Annotated in this window: 17 protein-coding genes; 6 read left to right on the top strand and 11 right to left on the bottom strand. The window is 59.1% G+C overall.

The window, feature by feature from the left end; genetic code table 11:
- Positions 1–31: 31 nt before the first annotated feature.
- Both yfbR and AB5Y91_RS15885 read right to left on the bottom strand, forming a co-directional pair.
- Positions 32–622, bottom strand: a complete 591-nt coding sequence (gene yfbR, locus AB5Y91_RS15890; RefSeq protein WP_234677474.1) for a 5'-deoxynucleotidase — start codon at positions 620–622, stop codon at positions 32–34.
- A gap of 90 nt (positions 623–712) precedes the next feature.
- Positions 713–1147: a YccF domain-containing protein gene (locus AB5Y91_RS15885; protein WP_106886933.1), complete on the bottom strand. Its 435-nt coding sequence runs from the start codon at positions 1145–1147 to the stop codon at positions 713–715.
- Positions 1148–1577: 430 nt separating this feature from the next.
- Here AB5Y91_RS15885 and tig point away from each other — a divergent pair, with 430 nt between their 5' ends.
- The 6 genes from tig to ppiD all read left to right on the top strand — a co-directional run bounded on the left by tig (position 1578) and on the right by ppiD (position 10014).
- Positions 1578–2888 (top strand): trigger factor, encoded by a 1311-nt coding sequence (gene tig, locus AB5Y91_RS15880; protein WP_106886931.1) that lies wholly within the window; start codon positions 1578–1580, stop codon positions 2886–2888.
- Positions 2889–2974: 86 nt separating this feature from the next.
- The gene (gene clpP, locus AB5Y91_RS15875; protein ID WP_005324106.1) at positions 2975–3598 is read left to right on the top strand and encodes an ATP-dependent Clp endopeptidase proteolytic subunit ClpP; all 624 of its coding nucleotides are present in this window, start codon (positions 2975–2977) and stop codon (positions 3596–3598) included.
- Positions 3599–3668: 70 nt separating this feature from the next.
- The gene (clpX, locus tag AB5Y91_RS15870; RefSeq protein WP_005324108.1) at positions 3669–4943 is read left to right on the top strand and encodes an ATP-dependent protease ATP-binding subunit ClpX; all 1275 of its coding nucleotides are present in this window, start codon (positions 3669–3671) and stop codon (positions 4941–4943) included.
- 140 nt (positions 4944–5083) lie between these two features.
- Positions 5084–7438, top strand: a complete 2355-nt coding sequence (gene lon / locus AB5Y91_RS15865) for an endopeptidase La (protein ID WP_043130769.1) — start codon at positions 5084–5086, stop codon at positions 7436–7438.
- A gap of 240 nt (positions 7439–7678) precedes the next feature.
- Complete coding sequence (hupB, locus tag AB5Y91_RS15860; RefSeq protein WP_005315375.1) at positions 7679–7951, top strand: nucleoid-associated protein HU-beta; 273 nt, start codon at positions 7679–7681, stop codon at positions 7949–7951.
- 149 nt (positions 7952–8100) lie between these two features.
- Positions 8101–10014, top strand: coding sequence for a peptidylprolyl isomerase (ppiD, locus tag AB5Y91_RS15855; protein ID WP_368170243.1), 1914 nt, complete (start codon positions 8101–8103; stop codon positions 10012–10014).
- A gap of 277 nt (positions 10015–10291) precedes the next feature.
- Here ppiD and AB5Y91_RS15850 read toward each other — a convergent pair whose 3' ends face one another.
- The 9 genes from AB5Y91_RS15850 to AB5Y91_RS15810 form a co-directional block, all read right to left on the bottom strand.
- The gene (locus AB5Y91_RS15850; protein WP_106886930.1) at positions 10292–11884 is read right to left on the bottom strand and encodes an ABC-F family ATPase; all 1593 of its coding nucleotides are present in this window, start codon (positions 11882–11884) and stop codon (positions 10292–10294) included.
- A gap of 62 nt (positions 11885–11946) precedes the next feature.
- Positions 11947–13200 carry a DUF3596 domain-containing protein gene (locus AB5Y91_RS15845; RefSeq protein ID WP_368170242.1) on the bottom strand — a complete coding sequence of 418 codons (1254 nt, stop codon included), beginning with the start codon at positions 13198–13200 and terminating at the stop codon, positions 11947–11949.
- A 142-nt stretch (positions 13201–13342) separates the two neighbouring features.
- Positions 13343–13753, bottom strand: coding sequence for a hypothetical protein (locus AB5Y91_RS15840; protein WP_234691008.1), 411 nt, complete (start codon positions 13751–13753; stop codon positions 13343–13345).
- Positions 13754–14036: 283 nt separating this feature from the next.
- Positions 14037–14675 (bottom strand): hypothetical protein, encoded by a 639-nt coding sequence (locus tag AB5Y91_RS15835; RefSeq protein WP_368170241.1) that lies wholly within the window; start codon positions 14673–14675, stop codon positions 14037–14039.
- Positions 14672–15583, bottom strand: a complete 912-nt coding sequence (rdgC, locus tag AB5Y91_RS15830; protein WP_368170240.1) for a recombination-associated protein RdgC — start codon at positions 15581–15583, stop codon at positions 14672–14674. Before rdgC ends, AB5Y91_RS15835 begins: the two co-directional genes overlap by 4 nt.
- 24 nt (positions 15584–15607) lie before the next feature.
- The gene (locus AB5Y91_RS15825; RefSeq protein ID WP_077096157.1) at positions 15608–15787 is read right to left on the bottom strand and encodes a hypothetical protein; all 180 of its coding nucleotides are present in this window, start codon (positions 15785–15787) and stop codon (positions 15608–15610) included.
- 58 nt (positions 15788–15845) lie between these two features.
- On the bottom strand, positions 15846–16448 hold the full coding sequence (locus tag AB5Y91_RS15820) for a DNA N-6-adenine-methyltransferase (RefSeq protein WP_118880980.1): 603 nt from the start codon (positions 16446–16448) through the stop codon (positions 15846–15848).
- Positions 16448–16588, bottom strand: coding sequence for a hypothetical protein (locus tag AB5Y91_RS15815; protein WP_162901894.1), 141 nt, complete (start codon positions 16586–16588; stop codon positions 16448–16450). The genes AB5Y91_RS15820 and AB5Y91_RS15815 overlap by 1 nt, the downstream gene beginning before the upstream one ends.
- Positions 16585–17802: a hypothetical protein gene (locus tag AB5Y91_RS15810; protein ID WP_368170239.1), complete on the bottom strand. Its 1218-nt coding sequence runs from the start codon at positions 17800–17802 to the stop codon at positions 16585–16587. Before AB5Y91_RS15810 ends, AB5Y91_RS15815 begins: the two co-directional genes overlap by 4 nt.
- Between the last annotated feature and the right edge of the window lie 10 nt (positions 17803–17812).

Here is a 17812-nt window from a genome sequence, read left to right as displayed (position 1 = left end):
GGCCCTTCTCTCTTCTGGTCATTCGACTGGCTCAGTGGGCGTTGAGCTCATCCAGCGGCAACGAGAAGCTCGCCACGAACACATCGATAAAGTAGCGCATGGCCGGGTTCATGCGGGCCTCCAGCATCTGCTCGAGGCGCTTGCGCGCGGGCTCGAACTCCCGGTTGCCGACACTCAACTCCTCCAGACACTTGGTATAGGCGCAGAGGGTGTCGGCATCCTTCACCAGCCGGGCGAGGGCGTCGTCCTGGGCACCGGAGTCGAGCAGGGGGCGAAAGTCTTCCATCAGCTCGGGGGGCAGCATCCCCAGCAGACGCTGTTCGGCGGCGAGCTCTATCTTCTTGTATTCGCGGGCTATCTCGGGGTTGAAGTATTTGACGGGGGTGGGCAAGTCGCCCGTCAGCACCTCGCTGCTGTCGTGGTAGAGGGCCATGACGGCGGCATGGTTGGCATCCACCTTGCCATCAAACAGCCGGTTGTTGATGACGCCGAGGGCGTGGGCCACCATGGCGACCTGCAGGCTGTGCTCGGCGATGTTTTCCGGCTGAATGTTGCGCATCAAGGGCCAGCGGTAGATGAGCCGCATGCGGGCGAGGTTGGCGAAGAAGTGGCTGGGCAGCATGGGGGACCTCGAACTGGGGCAATGAAAAAGGGCAGACCCTAGTCTGCCCTTTTTTGACATCCCAGGCATAGCCTGGCGATGCATTCTTGTTTAGCGGATATAGCGACCGGATTCGGCCTCGTGGTTGGTGACTATCATCTGGCCTATGGGGGCCAGGGCAATCAGGGCCAGCTTGAGGTGCTGGATGCCGAACGGGATGCCGATGATGGTCACGAAGCAGGCCAGGGCCGAGGCGATGTGGCCTATGGCCAGCCAGACTCCGATCACCAGGAACCAGAGGATGTTGCCAATCATCCCGAGGGCACCTGTGCCTATGTCGCTCTGACCCGTCATTGTCTTGCGGTTGACCGCCTGCTTGCCGAACGGGAAGAAGGTAAAGGTGCCGATGACGAAACAGGCTCGCCCCCAGGGGATCCCTATCAGGGAGACGAAGCAGAGCAGCCCGGCCAGCCACCAGGCCAGCCCCATAAAGACGCCCCCCAGTACAAACCAGAGCAGATTGAACAAGAAGCGGAAAAAGGACATGTGGGTCTCTCCAGACTCATAAATTGGCAGTCACCATAGCGAGCGGCGCCGAGGGACGCAATGGCTGATGCGAGAAGGCGGACAATTTGGGTCGCAGACCCCCTGAGCGCACCGCTCCCGGCGACGCCGGGAGATGAAAAAAGCATAGGGTGGCGTGCAAAAAGGTGAGCAAGTGCAAATTATTGCGAACCTGATGCTTGAACTCGGCGCAAGGCTTCCCCATATAGGAGGCAGTCTTGCGCAAATTGTGCTGTCTGTGCCCCGGATGGGGGATGTGCGGCTCGACGCGACCAATGTGCGCCGCTATAATGTCGCGTCATATTTTCTCATCACAAAGACAGTCGTTGTCTTTATAAACAGGAAGACTCCGGGCTTTGCCCAGGGGTAATAAAGGGTCAGCACACAGTGCTGAGTTGAACGAGGTAAAAGAATGCAAGTTTCTGTAGAGACAACCCAAGGTCTGGAACGCCGTCTTACCATCACTGTACCGGCTGCTACCGTTGACGCTGCCGTGCGTAAAGAATTGAATGGCCTGGCCAAGACTCGTCGCATCGACGGTTTCCGTCCTGGCAAGGCTCCGGTTGCCATCATCAAGAAGATGTTCGGCGCCATGGCCCATGCCCGCGTTGCCGATGAAATGATGCAGAACAACTTCATCAAGGCCATCATCGAGAGCAAACTGAGCCCGGCCGGTGCGCCGACCATGGATCCGAAAGAGATCAAGGAAGGCCAGGATTTCGAATTCACCGCCACTTTCGAAGTGTACCCGGAGTTTGAAGTTGCCGGTCTCGAGAGCATCAAGGTTGAGAAGCCGGTTGCCTCCGTCAAGGATGCCGACCTGGCCAACATGATCGACACCCTGCGCAAGCAGCACGCTACCTGGTCTGACGTCGATGCCGCTGCCGCCAATGGCATGCGTGTCACCCTGGACTTCGTCGGTTCCATCGACGGTGAAGAGTTCGACGGTGGCAAGGCTGAAGGTTTCACTCTGGAACTGGGCGCCGGCCGCATGATCCCTGGCTTCGAAGACGCCATCCTGGGCAAGAAAGCGGGCGACGAGTTCACCATCGAGGTGACTTTCCCGGCTGACTACCACGCCGAAGCCCTGAAGGGCAAAGCGGCCAAGTTCGCCTCCAAGCTGAACAAGGTTGAAGAGCAGGTACTGCCTGAGCTGACCGAAGAGTTCGTCAAGCGTTTTGGCATCGAGAGCGGCAGCGTTGAAGAGCTGAAAGCCGAAGTGCGCAAGAACATGGAGCGCGAACTGGCTCAAGCCCTGAAAAACAGCGTGAAAGAGCAAGTGCTGAACGGCCTGGTTGAAGCCAACCAGATCGATCTGCCGAAGGCTGCCGTTGCCCAGGAAATCGACACCCTGCGTCAGCAAGCCCTGCAGCGTTTCGGTGGCTTCCAGGGCGGCAACGCTCCCGAGCTGCCGGCCGAGCTGTTCCAGGCGCAAGCCGAGCGTCGTGTACGCGTCGGTCTGCTGCTGGGTGACGTCATCCGCACCAACGAGATCAAGGCTGACGACGCCCGTGTGACCAGCATCATCGAGTCCATGGCCACCGCCTACGAAGATCCGAAGGAAGTGATCGAGTACTACCAGAAGAACGAGCAGATGCTGAACGGCGTTCGTAACCTGGCCATCGAAGATCAAGCCATCGACCTGATCCTGTCCAAGGCGCAAGTGACCGAGAAAGAAGTTGCCTTCGACGAAGTGATCAACAAGTCCGGTGCCGCTGCCTAAGAACATTTGACTTAAGGTCAAAACTGTTAAGTATAATGGCTCGTGTGATCTCCACTCGGGCCATTTTATTTTAGGGACAATGCCTTATGTACAAGAACTATAACGATGTGACTGAATCCCCACGCAATGCGCTCATCCCTATGGTGGTCGAGCAGACGGCGAAAGGGGAGCGTTCCTATGACATCTATTCCCGTCTGCTCAAAGAGCGGGTGATCTTCCTGACCGGTCAGGTTGAGGATCACATGGCGAATTTGGTGGTGGCTCAGCTGCTGTTCCTGGAGTCCGAGAACCCGGATCAGGACATCAGCATCTACATCAACTCGCCGGGTGGTGCCGTCACTGCGGGGATGTCCATCTATGACACCATGCAGTTCATCAAGCCGGACGTCAGCACCGTCTGCATGGGGCAGGCCTGCTCCATGGGCGCCTTCCTGCTGGCCGGCGGTGCCAAGGGCAAGCGTTTCTGCCTGCCTAACGCTCGCGTGATGATCCACCAGCCGCTTGGCGGCTTCCAGGGCCAGGCATCTGACATCCAGATCCATGCCCAGGAGATCCTGAAAATCAAGAATACCCTGAACGATCGTCTGGCTTTCCATACCGGACAGGACATGGCCACCATCGAACGCGACACCGACCGTGACAACTTCATGTCGGCCGAGCAGGCCGTGGCCTATGGTCTGGTTGACGGCATCCTGAGCCAGCGCGGCTGAGCAGGGTATCCCGTCCTGTTGTAAACTCAACAGGACGATCCATCCTCTATTGATAAAACGAGGTCGCTGAATGACAGAGAAACGCAAGGGTGAGGGCGACAAGCTGCTTTATTGCTCTTTCTGCGGCAAAAGCCAGCATGAAGTGCGTAAGCTGATCGCTGGCCCTTCCGTCTACGTATGTGATGAGTGTGTCGAGCTGTGCAACGACATCATCCGCGAGGAGATCCGCGAGATCTCTCCCAAGCGCGATGGTAGCGAGCTGCCGACCCCTCATGAAATCCGCGCCCATCTGGACGACTACGTGATCGGGCAGGAGTACGCCAAGAAGGTGCTGGCAGTTGCCGTCTACAACCACTACAAGCGTCTGCGCAGCGGCAGCGAGTCCGGTGGTGTGGAGCTTGGCAAGTCCAACATCCTGCTGATTGGCCCGACCGGCAGCGGCAAGACCCTGCTGGCCGAGACGCTCGCCCGTCTGCTGGATGTGCCCTTCACCATGGCCGATGCCACCACCCTGACCGAAGCCGGTTATGTGGGCGAGGACGTGGAGAACATCATCCAGAAGTTGCTGCAAAAGTGCGACTACGACGTGGAGAAGGCCCAGCGCGGCATCGTCTACATCGACGAGATCGACAAGATCTCTCGCAAGTCGGACAACCCTTCCATCACCCGCGATGTCTCCGGGGAAGGGGTGCAGCAGGCACTGCTGAAGCTGATCGAGGGCACCATCGCCTCAGTGCCGCCGCAAGGGGGCCGCAAGCATCCGCAGCAGGAGTTCCTGCAGGTTGATACCTCCAAGATCCTCTTCATCTGTGGCGGTGCCTTCGCCGGTCTGGACAAGGTGATCGAGCAGCGTTCCGTCAAGGGGACCGGCATAGGCTTTGGCGCTGACGTCAAATCCAAGAATGCCAAGGCGACCCTGAGCGAGAACTTTGCCAAGGTGGAGCCGGAAGATCTGATCAAATACGGTCTGATCCCCGAGTTCATCGGTCGTCTGCCGGTAGTGGCAACCCTCACCGAGCTGGACGAGGCTGCCCTCATCCAGATCCTGAAAGAGCCGAAGAACGCGCTGACCAAACAGTACGCCGCGTTGTTTGCCCTGGAAGAGGTGGAGCTGGAGTTCCGCGACGACGCCCTGAACGCTATCGCCCGCAAGGCGATGGAGCGCAAGACAGGTGCTCGTGGTCTGAGATCCATAGTCGAAGCCGTGTTGCTCGACACCATGTATGACCTGCCCTCCCTGGAAGGGGTCAGCAAGGTGGTGATCGACGAGACGGTGATCAAGGGGGACTCCGCGCCCCTGATGATCTACGACAATCCCGAGACACAGGCCGCAGCGTCAGAGTAACTGACTGATTTTTAATCACATAAAGGGGCATTTTGCCCCTTTCATGCTTTTTACGGCCAAGGCGATTGAATCTCATCTTTGCGCCCCCATATACTCAGCCACGTGCTTTGCCAACGGTATAACAAGCCGAGAGGACATATATGAACCTAGAGCGTTCAGAACGCATCGAGATTCCCGTCCTGCCTCTTCGTGACGTGGTGGTTTACCCCCACATGGTCATTCCACTCTTTGTGGGGCGGGAAAAATCCATTCGCTGTCTGGAAGCGGCCATGGAGCAGGACAAGAAAGTCCTGCTGGTGGCCCAGAAGGATGCGTCAACTGACGAGCCGACGGTGGAGGAGATCTTCTCCGTCGGGACAGTGGCCAACATTTTGCAGATGCTCAAGCTGCCTGACGGCACCGTCAAGGTGCTGGTGGAAGGGGGCCAGCGTGCCCGTCTTGAGCGGATGATCGATGACAAGGACTTCTTCGTCGGTGAGGCGCAGTACATAGCGTCTGCCCCCATCGAGGAGAAGGATCAGGATGTGCTGGTGCGCTCCGCCATCGGCCAGTTTGAAGGCTACATCAAGCTCAACAAGAAGATCCCGCCCGAGGTGCTGACCTCGATCTCGGCGATCGACGATGCGGCGCGCCTGGCTGACACCATGGCTGCCCACATGCCGCTCAAGCTCGAAGACAAGCAGAAGGTGCTGGAAATCGCCTCTGTGTCCGAGCGCATCGAGTTTCTGATGGCCATGATGGAGTCGGAGATCGACCTCTTGCAGGTCGAGAAGCGCATCCGCTCCCGGGTCAAGAAGCAGATGGAGAAGAGCCAGCGGGAGTATTACCTCAACGAGCAGATGAAGGCCATCCAGAAAGAGCTGGGTGAGCTGGAAGACAGCCCGGACGAATTCGAAGCCCTCAATCGCAAGATTGACGAGGCGGGGATGCCGGACGATGCCCGTGAGAAGGCCCTGGCCGAGCTTGCCAAGCTGAAGATGATGTCCCCCATGTCCGCCGAAGCCACAGTAGTGCGCAGCTATGTGGACTGGATGGTGCAGGTGCCGTGGAAGGCCCGCTCCAAGGTCAAGAAAGATCTCGCCAAGGCACAAGAGGTGCTGGATTCGGATCACTATGGCCTGGACAAGGTCAAGGATCGCATCCTCGAGTACCTGGCGGTACAGGCACGGGTGAACAAGCTCAAGGGCCCCATCCTCTGTCTGGTCGGGCCTCCCGGTGTGGGCAAGACCTCGCTGGGTCAGTCCATCGCCAAGGCGACCGGTCGCAAGTACGTGCGCATGGCGCTCGGTGGCGTGCGTGACGAGGCTGAGATCCGCGGTCACCGCCGCACCTATATCGGCTCCATGCCCGGCAAGCTCATCCAGAAGATGGCGAAAGTCGGCGTGAAGAACCCGCTGTTCCTGCTCGACGAAATCGACAAGATGAGCTCGGACATGCGTGGCGATCCCGCTTCTGCCTTGCTGGAAGTGCTGGATCCCGAACAGAACAGCAGTTTCAACGATCACTATCTGGAAGTGGATTATGACCTGTCGGACGTGATGTTCGTGGCCACCTCCAACTCCATGAACATCCCGGGTCCGCTGCTGGACCGGATGGAAGTGATCCGTCTGTCCGGTTACACCGAGGACGAGAAGCTCAACATCGCCAAGCAGCATCTGCTGGCCAAGCAGATCCAGCGCAACGGTCTGAAAGAGTCCGAGATCACCATCGAGGATTCTGCTCTGGTCGGCGTCATCCGCTACTACACCCGCGAGGCGGGGGTGCGTAGCCTGGAGCGCGAGATCTCCAAGATCTGTCGCAAGGCGGTCAAACGCATCCTGCTGGACAAGAGCATCAAGCATGTTCAGGTCAATCAGGAGAACCTCAAGGAGTTCCTCGGGGTACAGCGTTTCGATTACGGCAAGGCCACCGATCAGAACCAGGTAGGCCAGGTGTGCGGGTTGGCGTGGACCGAAGTGGGGGGCGATCTGCTCACCATCGAGACCACCAACGTGCCGGGCAAGGGCAAGCTCACTTACACCGGTTCACTCGGTGATGTGATGCAGGAGTCCATCCAGGCCGCCATGACGGTGGTGCGGGCCCGTGCCGAGAAGCTGCGCATCAACGCCGACTTCTACGAGAAGCGCGACATCCACGTGCACGTGCCGGAAGGGGCGACCCCGAAAGATGGCCCGAGCGCCGGTATCGCCATGTGTACCGCCCTGGTCTCGAGCCTCACCGGCAACCCGGTGCGTGCCGACGTTGCCATGACGGGGGAGATCACCCTGCGCGGCGAAGTGCTGCCCATCGGGGGTCTCAAGGAGAAACTGCTGGCGGCTCACCGTGGCGGCATCAAGCGGGTGCTTATCCCGAAAGAGAACGAACGAGATCTCGAGGAGATCCCGGACAATGTCAAACAAGACCTTGAAATTTATCCGGTTCGCTGGATTGATGAGGTGCTTGCACTGGCGTTGCAGGACAATCCGCAGGGTTTCGAACGCGTTTCTGTCGTGTAAATGTTGATGCGCCGCAAATTTGGCGCATTCGGGGGGTGGTTAAGGCTTGCATGCGCCGGATAACGGAAGTAGCCTTGACCACCGATCGGGTACTCATGATGAGTCGCAATGCGTGATGTGGCGCGGGTTTGCGCCAGATTGTCACTTGCAACTGATCAGGAGGCTTGTTATAAAACCTCCACTTGTTGTGGCCAGGGAAATCAGTGCCGCAGCGATGTTCGATAAAAGGGGAATATAAGAGTGAATAAATCTCAACTGATTGACAAGATTGCAGACGGTGCTGATATCTCCAAAGCTGCCGCTGGCCGTGCGCTGGATGCTTTCATTGACGCCGTAGGTGAAGCCCTGAAAGAGGGTGACCAGGTTGCTCTGGTTGGCTTCGGTACTTTCGCCGTTCGCGAGCGTGCCGCTCGTTCTGGCCGTAACCCGCAAACTGGTGCGACCATCGAAATCGCTGCCGGTAAAGTTCCTGCCTTCAAAGCCGGCAAGGCCCTGAAAGACGCGGTCAACTAAGCCGGGCGCTGATTCTCATCGGCTCCGACCTTGGTCGCTGACCAGACAAGTGAGAGGGCTCTCCCTCATACTGATTGACCAAGGCGCATCGCAATCGGTGCGCCTTTTCATTATTCATGCCCATCGAGTTCGGGAGCATAAGTACAAACATGATGTTGGATAAACTACGCGAAGGGGCGCAGGGCAAGGTAGCCAAGGTTATCTTGGGCCTGATCATCCTCTCCTTTGCCTTGGCCGGTGTAGGCAGCTACCTCAATGGCCCGGCACGTACCGCCCCCGCTACCGTCAACGGCAATGACATCAGTGCCCCCGCACTGGAGAATGCCTATCGCAACGAGCGGGCCCGCATGGAATCCCAAATGGGTGAGGCCTTCAACCAGCTGGCCGCCAACCCCGACTACATGAAACAGTTCCGCCGCGGCGTGCTGGACAGGCTGATCGATCAGGCGCTGATCGATGACAAGGCCCGTCAGCTCGGCCTGCGGGTCAGTGACGAGCAGATCAAGCAGGCCATCGTGGAGATGCCGGAGTTTGCTGAGGACGGCAAGTTCAACAACGATCGTTACCTGCAGCTGATCCGTCGCGCCGGCATGACCCCCGAGATGTTCCGTGATTCCCTGCGCCAGGACATGGTGCGCCAGCAACTGATGGGCGCCCTGCTCGGCTCCGAGTTCGCCCTCAAGGGCGAGGCCGAGCAGCTCGACAAGCTCTACAACCAGACCCGGGACCTGCGTCTGGTGCGCCTGGCTGCCTCCGCCTACATGGGTGAGGTCGAGGTGAGCGACGCCGAGGTGGATCAGTTCTACAAGGCCAATAGCGGCCGCTTCATGAACGACGAGAAGGTCAAGGTCGACTACCTGTTGCTCGATGCCGCCAACCTTGGCAAGAACATCAAGGTGACCGAGCAGGATGCTCAGGATTACTACGATCAGCACCAGGACCTGTTCCAGCGTGCCGAGCGTCGCCAGGTGGCACACATCCTGATCCCCTTTGGCAAGGATGAGAAGGCGGCCCAGAAGCAGGCCGACGAGCTGCTGGCCAAGGTCAAGGGCGGTGACGATTTCGCTACCCTGGCCAAAGCCAACTCCAGCGATACCTTCTCCGCTAAGAAGGGCGGCGAACTGGACTGGTTCGAGAAAGGGGTGATGGATCCGGCCTTCGAGCAGGCTGCCTTTGCGCTGGCCAAGGCGGGGGATCTCTCCGCCGTGGTGAAGAGCCCGTTCGGTTTCCACATCATCAAGCTGCTGGCCGTCGAGCCTGCCAAGACCAAGCCGTTCGTGGATGTGATGAGCGAAACCATCACCCGTCTGCAAGCGGACAAGGCCAAGGAGCTGTTCTTCGCCGAGCAGCAGAAGATGGCCGACAGCAGCTTCGAGAACCCGGATTCGCTGGACTTGACCGCCGAAGCCATGGGTATGAAGGTGGTCTCGTCTGATTACTTCAGCCAGGCCGATGCCCAGGCGCCCCTCAATGATCCCAAGGTGCTGGCGGTGGCGTTCTCCGAACAGCTGCGCGATGACAACACCAACTCGGACGTGATCGAGCTCGCCGATGGCAAGGCGCTGGTGCTGCACATCATGGGTCACCAGCCCAAGGCGGCCAAGCCGCTGGCGGAGGTGAAAGACCAGGTGATTGCGGCCATCAAGCATGAGAAGGCCAGCGAAGTAGCCCGTGGCAAGGCCCAGGGCCTGCTCGACAAGCTGCACGCCGGCGAGGACATCCAGGCCGATCTGACCGCCCTCGGGCTGAAGGTGGAGAGCCACAAGGGGGTCTCCCGCTTCGCCCAGGAGATGGATCAGAACCTGCTGGCCCAGGCGTTCCGCATGCCCCATCCGAAGGATGGCAAGCCGAGCGTCGAGCTGGTGGCCGAAGCCAATGGCGATCGCGTGGTGGTGGCGCTGGACAAGGTCAATGTGACCAAGGAGCCGTCCCAGATGGTGAGCCTGCTGCAAGGCCAGCTCGGTCAGGGCAAGGCCCAGGCCGACTACAAGTCGCTGATCGACGAGCTGCGCAAAGCGGCCAAGATTGAGTACTTCACCGACGTGGAGGCGACCGTCGAGTAATCGACCCTCGCCCTCAACTGAAAACGGCTCCTTGATGGAGCCGTTTTTTTATGTCCCGCACACGTGCCTGCTCGGCAAGCGCGGGCGGGCTGAAGAGGGAAGGGGACAGGCACGGGCTTGTGCTGCCTATGCTGGCAGGGGATAAGCCGGATAGGGCATAACAGCGGCCCCCATCCTCAGCCCTTCTCTCGCAGTGGGAGCCGCTCGCAGAGGGGGCAAAGAGGCATAAAAAAACCGGCGCCACTGGCGCCGGTTTCATGATGGAAGACCCGGGGGGTTACACCACGCCCTGACTGCGCAGGTAATCCTCGTAGGTACCGCCGAAGTCGCGGATACCGTTCTCGGTCAGTTCCATGATGCGGGTCGCCAGGGACGACACGAACTCACGGTCGTGAGAGACGAAGATCAGGGTCCCTTGGTACATCTCCAGCGCCAGGTTCAAGGATTCGATGGATTCCATGTCCAGGTGGTTGGTCGGCTCATCCATGATCAGGATGTTGGGACGCTGCATCATCAGCTTGCCGAACAGCATGCGACCCTGTTCGCCACCGGAGAGCACCTTGACCGGCTTCTTGATGTCGTCCTGGGTGAACAGCAGACGACCCAGCACAGAGCGTACCGCCTGCTCGTCTTCGTTGGCCTGTTTCCACTGGGCCATCCAGTCGAACACGTTGAGATCGGTGTCGAAATCGTCGGCGTGATCCTGGGCGTAGTAGCCGATCTGGGCGTTCTCGGACCACTTGATGGTGCCGCTGTCCGGTGCCAGCTCGCCCATGAGGGTCTTGATCAGGGTGGATTTACCTATGCCGTTGGTACCCAGGATGGCGACCTTCTCGCCCACTTCCAGCATCATGCTGAGGCCCTTGAACAGCGGCGCCTCACCATAACCCTTGGACACCCCTTCCACTTCCAGGATGTTGCGGTACAGCTTCTTGTCCTGCTCGAAGCGGATGAAGGGGTTCTGACGGCTGGAGACCTTCACCTCCTCAATCTTGATCTTGTCGATCTGCTTGAGGCGGGAGGTGGCCTGGCTCGACTTGGAGGCGTTGGCACTGAATCGGGAGACGAAGGATTGCAGGTCGGCAATCTGGGCCTTCTTCTTGGCGTTGTCGGAGATCAGACGCTCGCGGGCCTGGGTGGCCGCCGTCATGTACTCGTCGTAGTTGCCCGGGTAGACGCGCAGCTCGCCGTAGTCCAGATCCGCCATGTGGGTACAGACGGAGTTCAGGAAGTGACGGTCGTGAGAGATGATGATCATGGTGCTTTCACGATCGTTGAGCACCTGCTCCAGCCAGCGAATGGTGTTGATGTCCAGGTTGTTGGTCGGTTCGTCCAGCAGCAGGATGTCAGGGTTGGAGAACAGCGCCTGTGCCAGCAGCACCCGCAGTTTCCAGCCCGGAGCCACTTCGCTCATGGGGCCGTTGTGCAGCTCGATGGGGATGCCTGCACCCAGCAGCAGCTCGCCGGCGCGGGCCTCGGCGGTGTAACCGTCATACTCGGCGACCAGGCCTTCCAGCTCGGCGGCCTTCATGTAGTCGTCGTCGGTCGCTTCGAGGTTGGCATAGATGGCATCGCGCTCGGCGATGGCGGCCCACAGCTCGCTATGGCCCATCATGACCACGTCCAGCACGCGCATCTCTTCGTAGGCGAACTGATCCTGGCGCAACTTACCGATGCGCTCGTTGACGTCCAGGCTCACATTACCGCCAGTGGGCTCCAGATCGCCGCCGAGGATCTTCATGAAGGTGGACTTGCCACAGCCGTTTGCGCCTATGAGGCCGTAGCGGTTGCCGCCGCCAAACTTGACGCTGATGTTCTCAAACAGCGGCTTGGCGCCGAACTGCATGGTGATGTTGTTGCTGCTTAACATATGATTGTAAAAAAATCCTTAATTATCAGTGCGCTATGTCACTGGTTGAAAATTCTGGGGCGCTATTGGGGCAAATGCCCATTCTTTTGCATTGCACTCCAGATCAAGTCGGCCTCACTGCGGCTGGCGGATTCAATCCATTTTCCATAGACCTCTTGCAACATCCTTGCGGAGTTGTGGCCCATCTGTTCAGCTATGAACGCAAGATTTCCGTGAGCAGTAATATTCCAACTGGCAAAGGTATGCCTAAGTTGGTAGGCGCGACGATATCGAACCCCAGACTTTTTGATTGCTGCTTGCCATGGTGCCACCAGGAAAACACCGGAGTAAAAAGGTGGCCTGCCCGGCACAACTCTGGTTGGTCGGAAGACTGGGCGCAATGTTTGGCGCACGATCATGCCACCTGGTAGGTGCATGTCAATCTTTGCATCCGAAAGTGCCCCAGTTATCTTAAATTGTTCCTGTAACGCGGCCAGAGCCGGGGGCATCAGATGCACAATCCGAGTGCGATTAGTCTTTGGCAGTTTGAACTGCATCTTCTGTTGAGTGATGTTGCGCCGGATGTGGAGCTCCCGCCGCTCCATATCGACATCCTCCCAACTGAGGGCGCGTAGCTCACCGGGGCGGATCCCGGTATAGGCCAATACCAACAAGATGTTCTTGAACTGCTTGTTGGAAGTTACCTCCAGCAACTTTTGAAACTCCCAGTGTTCAAAAGGATCTGCGCTCTTTCCTGTACTTAACTTTGCTGCATTGACGCGTACATCAAACTCTCTATCGATAAGTTCATTTCTGGCTGCCCAGTTCAGTAAGTTCCCAACATGTCCCATGTAGGTCTTGACTGATCTTGGTTTGCAATCGCTGAACAAGTCGTTGCGTAGCCTTTCGATATGCATGGGCAGTAGGTCAGAAATCGGCATGTCCTGGCCCAGGAACAAGGTCATTCTGCGAAAGGCGCTAAGGTATGAGCGCTTGGTGGAGATGCCCACTGTCGGGCCTACGCTCTCCATAAATGTTGAGACGGCCTGGGCCAGGGTCATGTTGGGAGTAGTTTTAATACCTAAGCGCACCAGAGCCTTGGAATTGGGGAAGTGTTTGGCATAGTCAAAATTGCCCAGGGCGATCTCGTGTTTTATCGCAGCAAGTTTGTTTGCTGCGAATTTGATGTTGGCTTTGCTTAGAGGGATGTCGAGGACTTCGCGACAGCGGTTTCCTTTGTAGCTGAAGCAGAGCCGCAATTTGTTACCGTGTACCTCTAACCCCGTCTGTCCTGCAACCAGGGTGGAGAGGTTGTCTATTGCGTTGACTCTACCCACTTGTCGTACTCCTCAATGCTGTAACGAACCTGTCCATCTGGGCCATATTTCCAGATCACTCCTTCCGGCCATTCTCCTTTGAGGCGTCGTCCCTCGGCTGCCTTCTCTGTCATGCCTGTGAGCGCTTCAAAAAGGCGTGGCCTTACCCATCTGGCGCAGGGGTAGATGTAATTTCGTTGCATGTGGTCCTCGCGGTTAATAGTGACTCGAGCCGGTGACGCCCGAGCTTGTTGTAGTAGAAGGTTTGAACTTGCTTGCGGGAGTTTGCTGCCTGGTCAAGGCGGTACTCTCCCAGTTCGGTGGTTTTCAGTTTGTGCTGGTTGGCCAGCCGGCCAATGGCTTGGGCGCTGACCCCCAGCTCCTTACCCAGTGCAGTTGCACTCCAGAGCTGGCCGGTAACCCGGGGCGCTTCGATAGGCAGATCGAAGTGCGCCAGGATGCGGCCTATCTCGGCGAGCTTTGCCGATCGAGAAAGGGTGGGGGAGCGCACGGTGCTGACCAGGTCGTTGAGTAGTTGGCTATCCTGGTCGATGGTCAGTTGAAGTTGTTGCATGGCGTGGCCCTCCTGTCCTTGAGGATGGGGCGCCGACTTTAATGAAGGAAGAGCCGTGATTCCTTGCTACCTAAGTTATGGGAACACTATTGGTTTGCCGGTTATGCCCGCCAGCCGCGGTACCCGATAAAACCTGGCGCCAGCACCTGCCGGAACGGCAGAGCGGGGAGGTGAGCTATCAAGGTCTTGAGTTGGGGGTTGTCGGGTTCGCTGTCGATGGTGACCCGGGCGCCCGGGTTGATGCGGAGGTATCTGGCACGGGTTTCTTCAGCTTCGGTGCGGGTCAGGCCGGGCTGGATGATAGGCTCGCGGAATCGCACGGCTCACCTCCTTGGCGTGGCGGGATCTGGAAGGAGTCACCCGTCCACGGCACTTCGCCAGCGATCCGCTTGAGCAGTACGGCTGCGTCATGCGCCGGGTCGTCGCTGAACCCGTTGGCGATGGACTGCAGCACCGCAGTGAGCTCGAACTCATGGCCTTCGGTGATGGTGCGGCCTTTCACCTGGCCAGCCAGCAGGGTGTCGATGCGCTCCAGCAGTAATGCAGCTTCCGCCCCGCAGCCTTCGTCATGGTCAAAGCGACTCCAGCGACGGACCTGATCAACATTGGTTCTGGCCTCGAGCAGCAGGTCGGTGAGCAGCTTGAAGCGATCGGCCATGGACACCATGCCATCAGCTAGGGCCTGCTCGCGCTTGTGGTGATTCGCCAGCAGCTCCAGCCTCGATCGCAGCGGGTGCTTGTCAGGCAAGATGCCGGATCTGATGGCGTTGTTGATTGCTATCCCGGTGCTGTTGCGTTCTTCCAGCAGTGCATAGACCTTGGCCTGCAGTTGCTCAACTTCAGAAAATGTGACATATGCCCCCTCTTTGCGTTCTTCCATGACCGGCCCTGTGGCGGTCAGCTCAAGATCGTATCGCTTCATAGTGGTGCCTCCTCGCCACCCAAGGCGGCAAAGAGGGCGGGGATGAACTGGGAGAGTTCGGCGGTCACCAGGGTGAAGTCGGCATCCAGGCGGGCGGCGGGATCCTCGCTGGTGACGTCGTCGTTCTGCTCGCGCATGTCCTCGCTGAATTTGAGGCGCTTGATGGAGAGGTCGTCGCCCAGCACAAAGCTAAGGCGCTCACCCCATTTCAGGGCCAGCTTGGTGACCAGCTTGTCGTTGGCGAGGTGGTTTTTCACCTCGTCGGTCATCAGATCCTGCTGCTTGAAGCGGGCGATCCCGCCGTGCTCCATGGCGCTGCGCAGTTCGGATTCATCCTCCAGCGTGAAGGCGGCGGGCAGGCTGCCCTTCTGAAGCCACTCGGTCATGGTGATCTCGGAAGGGTTCTTGAGCGCCACCGGCACCACCGGCAGACTACCGATGGACTTGCGCAGCAGGGCCAGCACATCGTCTGCCTTCTTGGCGGAGGAGGCATCGACCATCAGAAGGCCGTCTGCCGGGTTGATCCAGGCGAAGGTGTTGGCGGTACGGCTGAATGCACGGGGCAGCAGGGAGTGCAGCAGCTCCTCTTTCAAGGCCTCCTTCTCTTTCTTCTTGAGGGCGCGACCCTGCTCCATCTCGATCGCCTCGATCTTCTCGGCCAGGGCTTCCTTGACGACGGATGGCGGCAGGATCTTGTCCTCCTTACGGGCGCAGATGAGGATCTGGCCGGCGGCGGCATGGGTCAGGGTGCTGCCGAATTTGCCGAGTGGGCGGGTCCAGCCGAAGCGGGAAATATCCTGGCTGCCGCAGGGGGTGAAGGCGCACGCCTCCAGTTGGGTTTCCAGCTGTTCGGCGGTCAACTCGAACGGGCGGGTGAAGCGGTAAACTTGAAGGTTTTTAAACCACATGGTCTGGGTCCTGTTGTTGGTCGGTTAGTTGCGGGCTTTCTTGGCCTGCAGGTCGTGGATCTTCTTGGCTGCGGCCTCGGCGGTTTGCCGGTCGCAGGTGATGCCGCCGGGCAGGACGAACTTGCCGGGCTGCTTGGGATCGGGCATGACGACGCCCAACCCGATGACTACTGCGCCGCAGTAGGGGTTTTCCGTGGCTTTCATGGGGGTCCTCGACTTATCCACCGTTTCTGTGTGGCGGGCGGTGGATTGGCTGGGGGTATCAGGCCGCGCGCTTAGAGCCAATGCCGCGCACAAAGGGGATGCGAGGGGATGCACCCACCTTCATGGTGGGGAAAGCAATCAGGGCGCAACCGAAGTTGGCTCCGCTCTTTCTGGTCGCGCCATCGCGCTCGTAGAACTGATAACGGCCATCCGGCTCGTAGATGATCACATCCTCGGCCAGCAAGCGGCGCCACCACGTCGTCAGCGGCTCGTATGGCAGCAGCATCATCCCGGGCCTGCCATTGGCTTGCTGCTGGCGGGCCTGGGTGATGAACTCAGGTTTCAGGTCGAACGGCGGGTTACACCACCAGTGCTCTGGCCAGTCAAGGTTGAGGCTGTCGATGCCGATACAGACCGTGCCAGCCTGCTCGGCCTCACGAATCTGGGCTCGTACATCTTCCCGGGTGCGGTAGTCCAGCAACTTATCAAGCAGCAGGTGGCTGGTGAAGTAGCGGCTGCACTTGGCAGTGAGTGGTTCGGCGGCAACATCGCACTCGAAACGCCGACCATAGAGTGCTTGGGCATCTGCGAAGCACTCCCATGTTGTGGCCCAAAAGTTCTTGTCGCTGGCCGGTGTGCCGCTATCAATCAGGATCGCCATCAGCGCACCTCCTTGGGGTCGATGCCAAGTTGGCTGGCCAGCTGGCGGCGCTCTATCTCGTCGCGTTTTCGCTGGCGTTGTTGGAGTAGCGGTTTCGTCTTGCGGTCTTGCACCATGCCGCGGTGGCGGTAGAGGCTCATGCCGCCTCCTTGTGCTGTTCAGGCAGCTGACTGGCTGCGAACTGCTCCTCCCACAGCTTCACCTTGAGCTCGCAGGCGTAGACGATCTGGCCGACCAGCTTCTCGCCGATACCCTTCACCTTGTCCAGCTTGTTCCCCTGGTGGCTCATCACCTTGTAGAGGGTGTCGATCCCGGCCTCCTCCAGCGGCTTGATGGTGCGCGGCGGCAGGCCGCATTCATGGATGCTGACCGTCTTGGCCCATTCGGTGCGCGGCTGCAGGTGGGGGTGGCTCTGCTCCAGGGCCTCCTGCATGAAGGCGAAGATGTCCCGGGTCATGTCGTCCGGGGCCCCGGCACCGTAGGGCGTCGGGTAGATGGGATTCATCCACTGGCTCAGCATGACCGAGCATCCGGAGCCATCAGATTTCATGGCGTGCAGCTTCCAATTGAGGTCGTTGATGAGGTAGGGGAGGTTGGATTTCAGGCCGTGATCCACCAGGTAGACGTTCCAGAGCGTGCCATCCTCACCCTTGTAGGTGTTGGCGAGGTGCTTGTGCCAGACCAGTTTGGCGGCACGGGCGCTCTCCAGCTCCATGATGACGGTGTGACGGCGCTCCATCTCGCGATCCTGCTCGTTGATGGCGCCCAGCAGTTCCTGGACGCGACGCTCCAGCTTCAACACTTCAGCGCGGTAGGCGGCCTCGTTGCTCTTGTGCTTGGCGATGGCGGTGCGCTGCTCCTCCAGCAGCTCGTTCTTCTCCTTGATGCGGCGTTTCATGCCGGCCGGGTCCATGGCGTTGAGGTCGGCCAGCTGGCGCTCGAGTTGGCGGGAGCTGTACTGCATGGCGCTGTATTTGGTCTGGACGTCGTTCAGGGTGCGCTGCAGCTTGTAGAGCTCTACGTCCTTGGCTTCCAACTCAGCGTCGCCTTCTTGTCGTGCGGCAGCGATGCGCTGCTCTGCTTCGGCTACTTGCTGACGTAGGTCGCTGACCAGGGCCGCCTGGGTGAGCAGTTCGCCATCCCGGCCTTCCAGCTCGCCGATCAGGGTGTTGAACTCGTCGATGTGGGCGTTGGCGGCCTCGCTGATCATGGTCAGGTTGGCGGTGAGCAGGCTTTCGAAGCTGCCAATGGCGGCCTTGGCCGGGCCATCCGGCATCAGCAGGATGTTGCGGATCTGGCTGGTGAGGGTGTTCAGGGCGAGACTGGTCGCCTCGCTGGGGTTTAGCGTGGTCATGGTTGGTCCT

It is taken from the genome of Aeromonas sp. R4-3 (assembly GCF_040908275.1).
In the GTDB taxonomy this organism is placed as follows: domain Bacteria; phylum Pseudomonadota; class Gammaproteobacteria; order Enterobacterales; family Aeromonadaceae; genus Aeromonas; species Aeromonas rivipollensis.
Note: the sequence above shows the minus strand (reverse complement) of the source record. Positions and strands in the feature narration are given on the sequence as shown.

What these genes read in the sequence shown, in the direction of transcription:
- clpX (WP_005324108.1), top strand. Translation starts at nt 3,669, where the DNA reads ATGACAGAGAAACGCAAGGGTGAGGGCGACAAGCTGCTTTATTGCTCT.
- AB5Y91_RS15825 (WP_077096157.1), bottom strand. Translation starts at nt 15,787, where the DNA reads ATGAAAGCCACGGAAAACCCCTACTGCGGCGCAGTAGTCATCGGGTTG.
- AB5Y91_RS15810 (WP_368170239.1), bottom strand. Translation starts at nt 17,802, where the DNA reads ATGACCACGCTAAACCCCAGCGAGGCGACCAGTCTCGCCCTGAACACC.
- lon (WP_043130769.1), top strand. Translation starts at nt 5,084, where the DNA reads ATGAACCTAGAGCGTTCAGAACGCATCGAGATTCCCGTCCTGCCTCTT.
- AB5Y91_RS15835 (WP_368170241.1), bottom strand. Translation starts at nt 14,675, where the DNA reads ATGAAGCGATACGATCTTGAGCTGACCGCCACAGGGCCGGTCATGGAA.
- clpP (WP_005324106.1), top strand. Translation starts at nt 2,975, where the DNA reads ATGTACAAGAACTATAACGATGTGACTGAATCCCCACGCAATGCGCTC.
- AB5Y91_RS15815 (WP_162901894.1), bottom strand. Translation starts at nt 16,588, where the DNA reads ATGAGCCTCTACCGCCACCGCGGCATGGTGCAAGACCGCAAGACGAAA.
- AB5Y91_RS15850 (WP_106886930.1), bottom strand. Translation starts at nt 11,884, where the DNA reads ATGTTAAGCAGCAACAACATCACCATGCAGTTCGGCGCCAAGCCGCTG.
- ppiD (WP_368170243.1), top strand. Translation starts at nt 8,101, where the DNA reads ATGATGTTGGATAAACTACGCGAAGGGGCGCAGGGCAAGGTAGCCAAG.
- AB5Y91_RS15820 (WP_118880980.1), bottom strand. Translation starts at nt 16,448, where the DNA reads ATGGCGATCCTGATTGATAGCGGCACACCGGCCAGCGACAAGAACTTT.
- tig (WP_106886931.1), top strand. Translation starts at nt 1,578, where the DNA reads ATGCAAGTTTCTGTAGAGACAACCCAAGGTCTGGAACGCCGTCTTACC.
- rdgC (WP_368170240.1), bottom strand. Translation starts at nt 15,583, where the DNA reads ATGTGGTTTAAAAACCTTCAAGTTTACCGCTTCACCCGCCCGTTCGAG.
- AB5Y91_RS15840 (WP_234691008.1), bottom strand. Translation starts at nt 13,753, where the DNA reads ATGCAACAACTTCAACTGACCATCGACCAGGATAGCCAACTACTCAAC.
- yfbR (WP_234677474.1), bottom strand. Translation starts at nt 622, where the DNA reads ATGCTGCCCAGCCACTTCTTCGCCAACCTCGCCCGCATGCGGCTCATC.
- AB5Y91_RS15885 (WP_106886933.1), bottom strand. Translation starts at nt 1,147, where the DNA reads ATGTCCTTTTTCCGCTTCTTGTTCAATCTGCTCTGGTTTGTACTGGGG.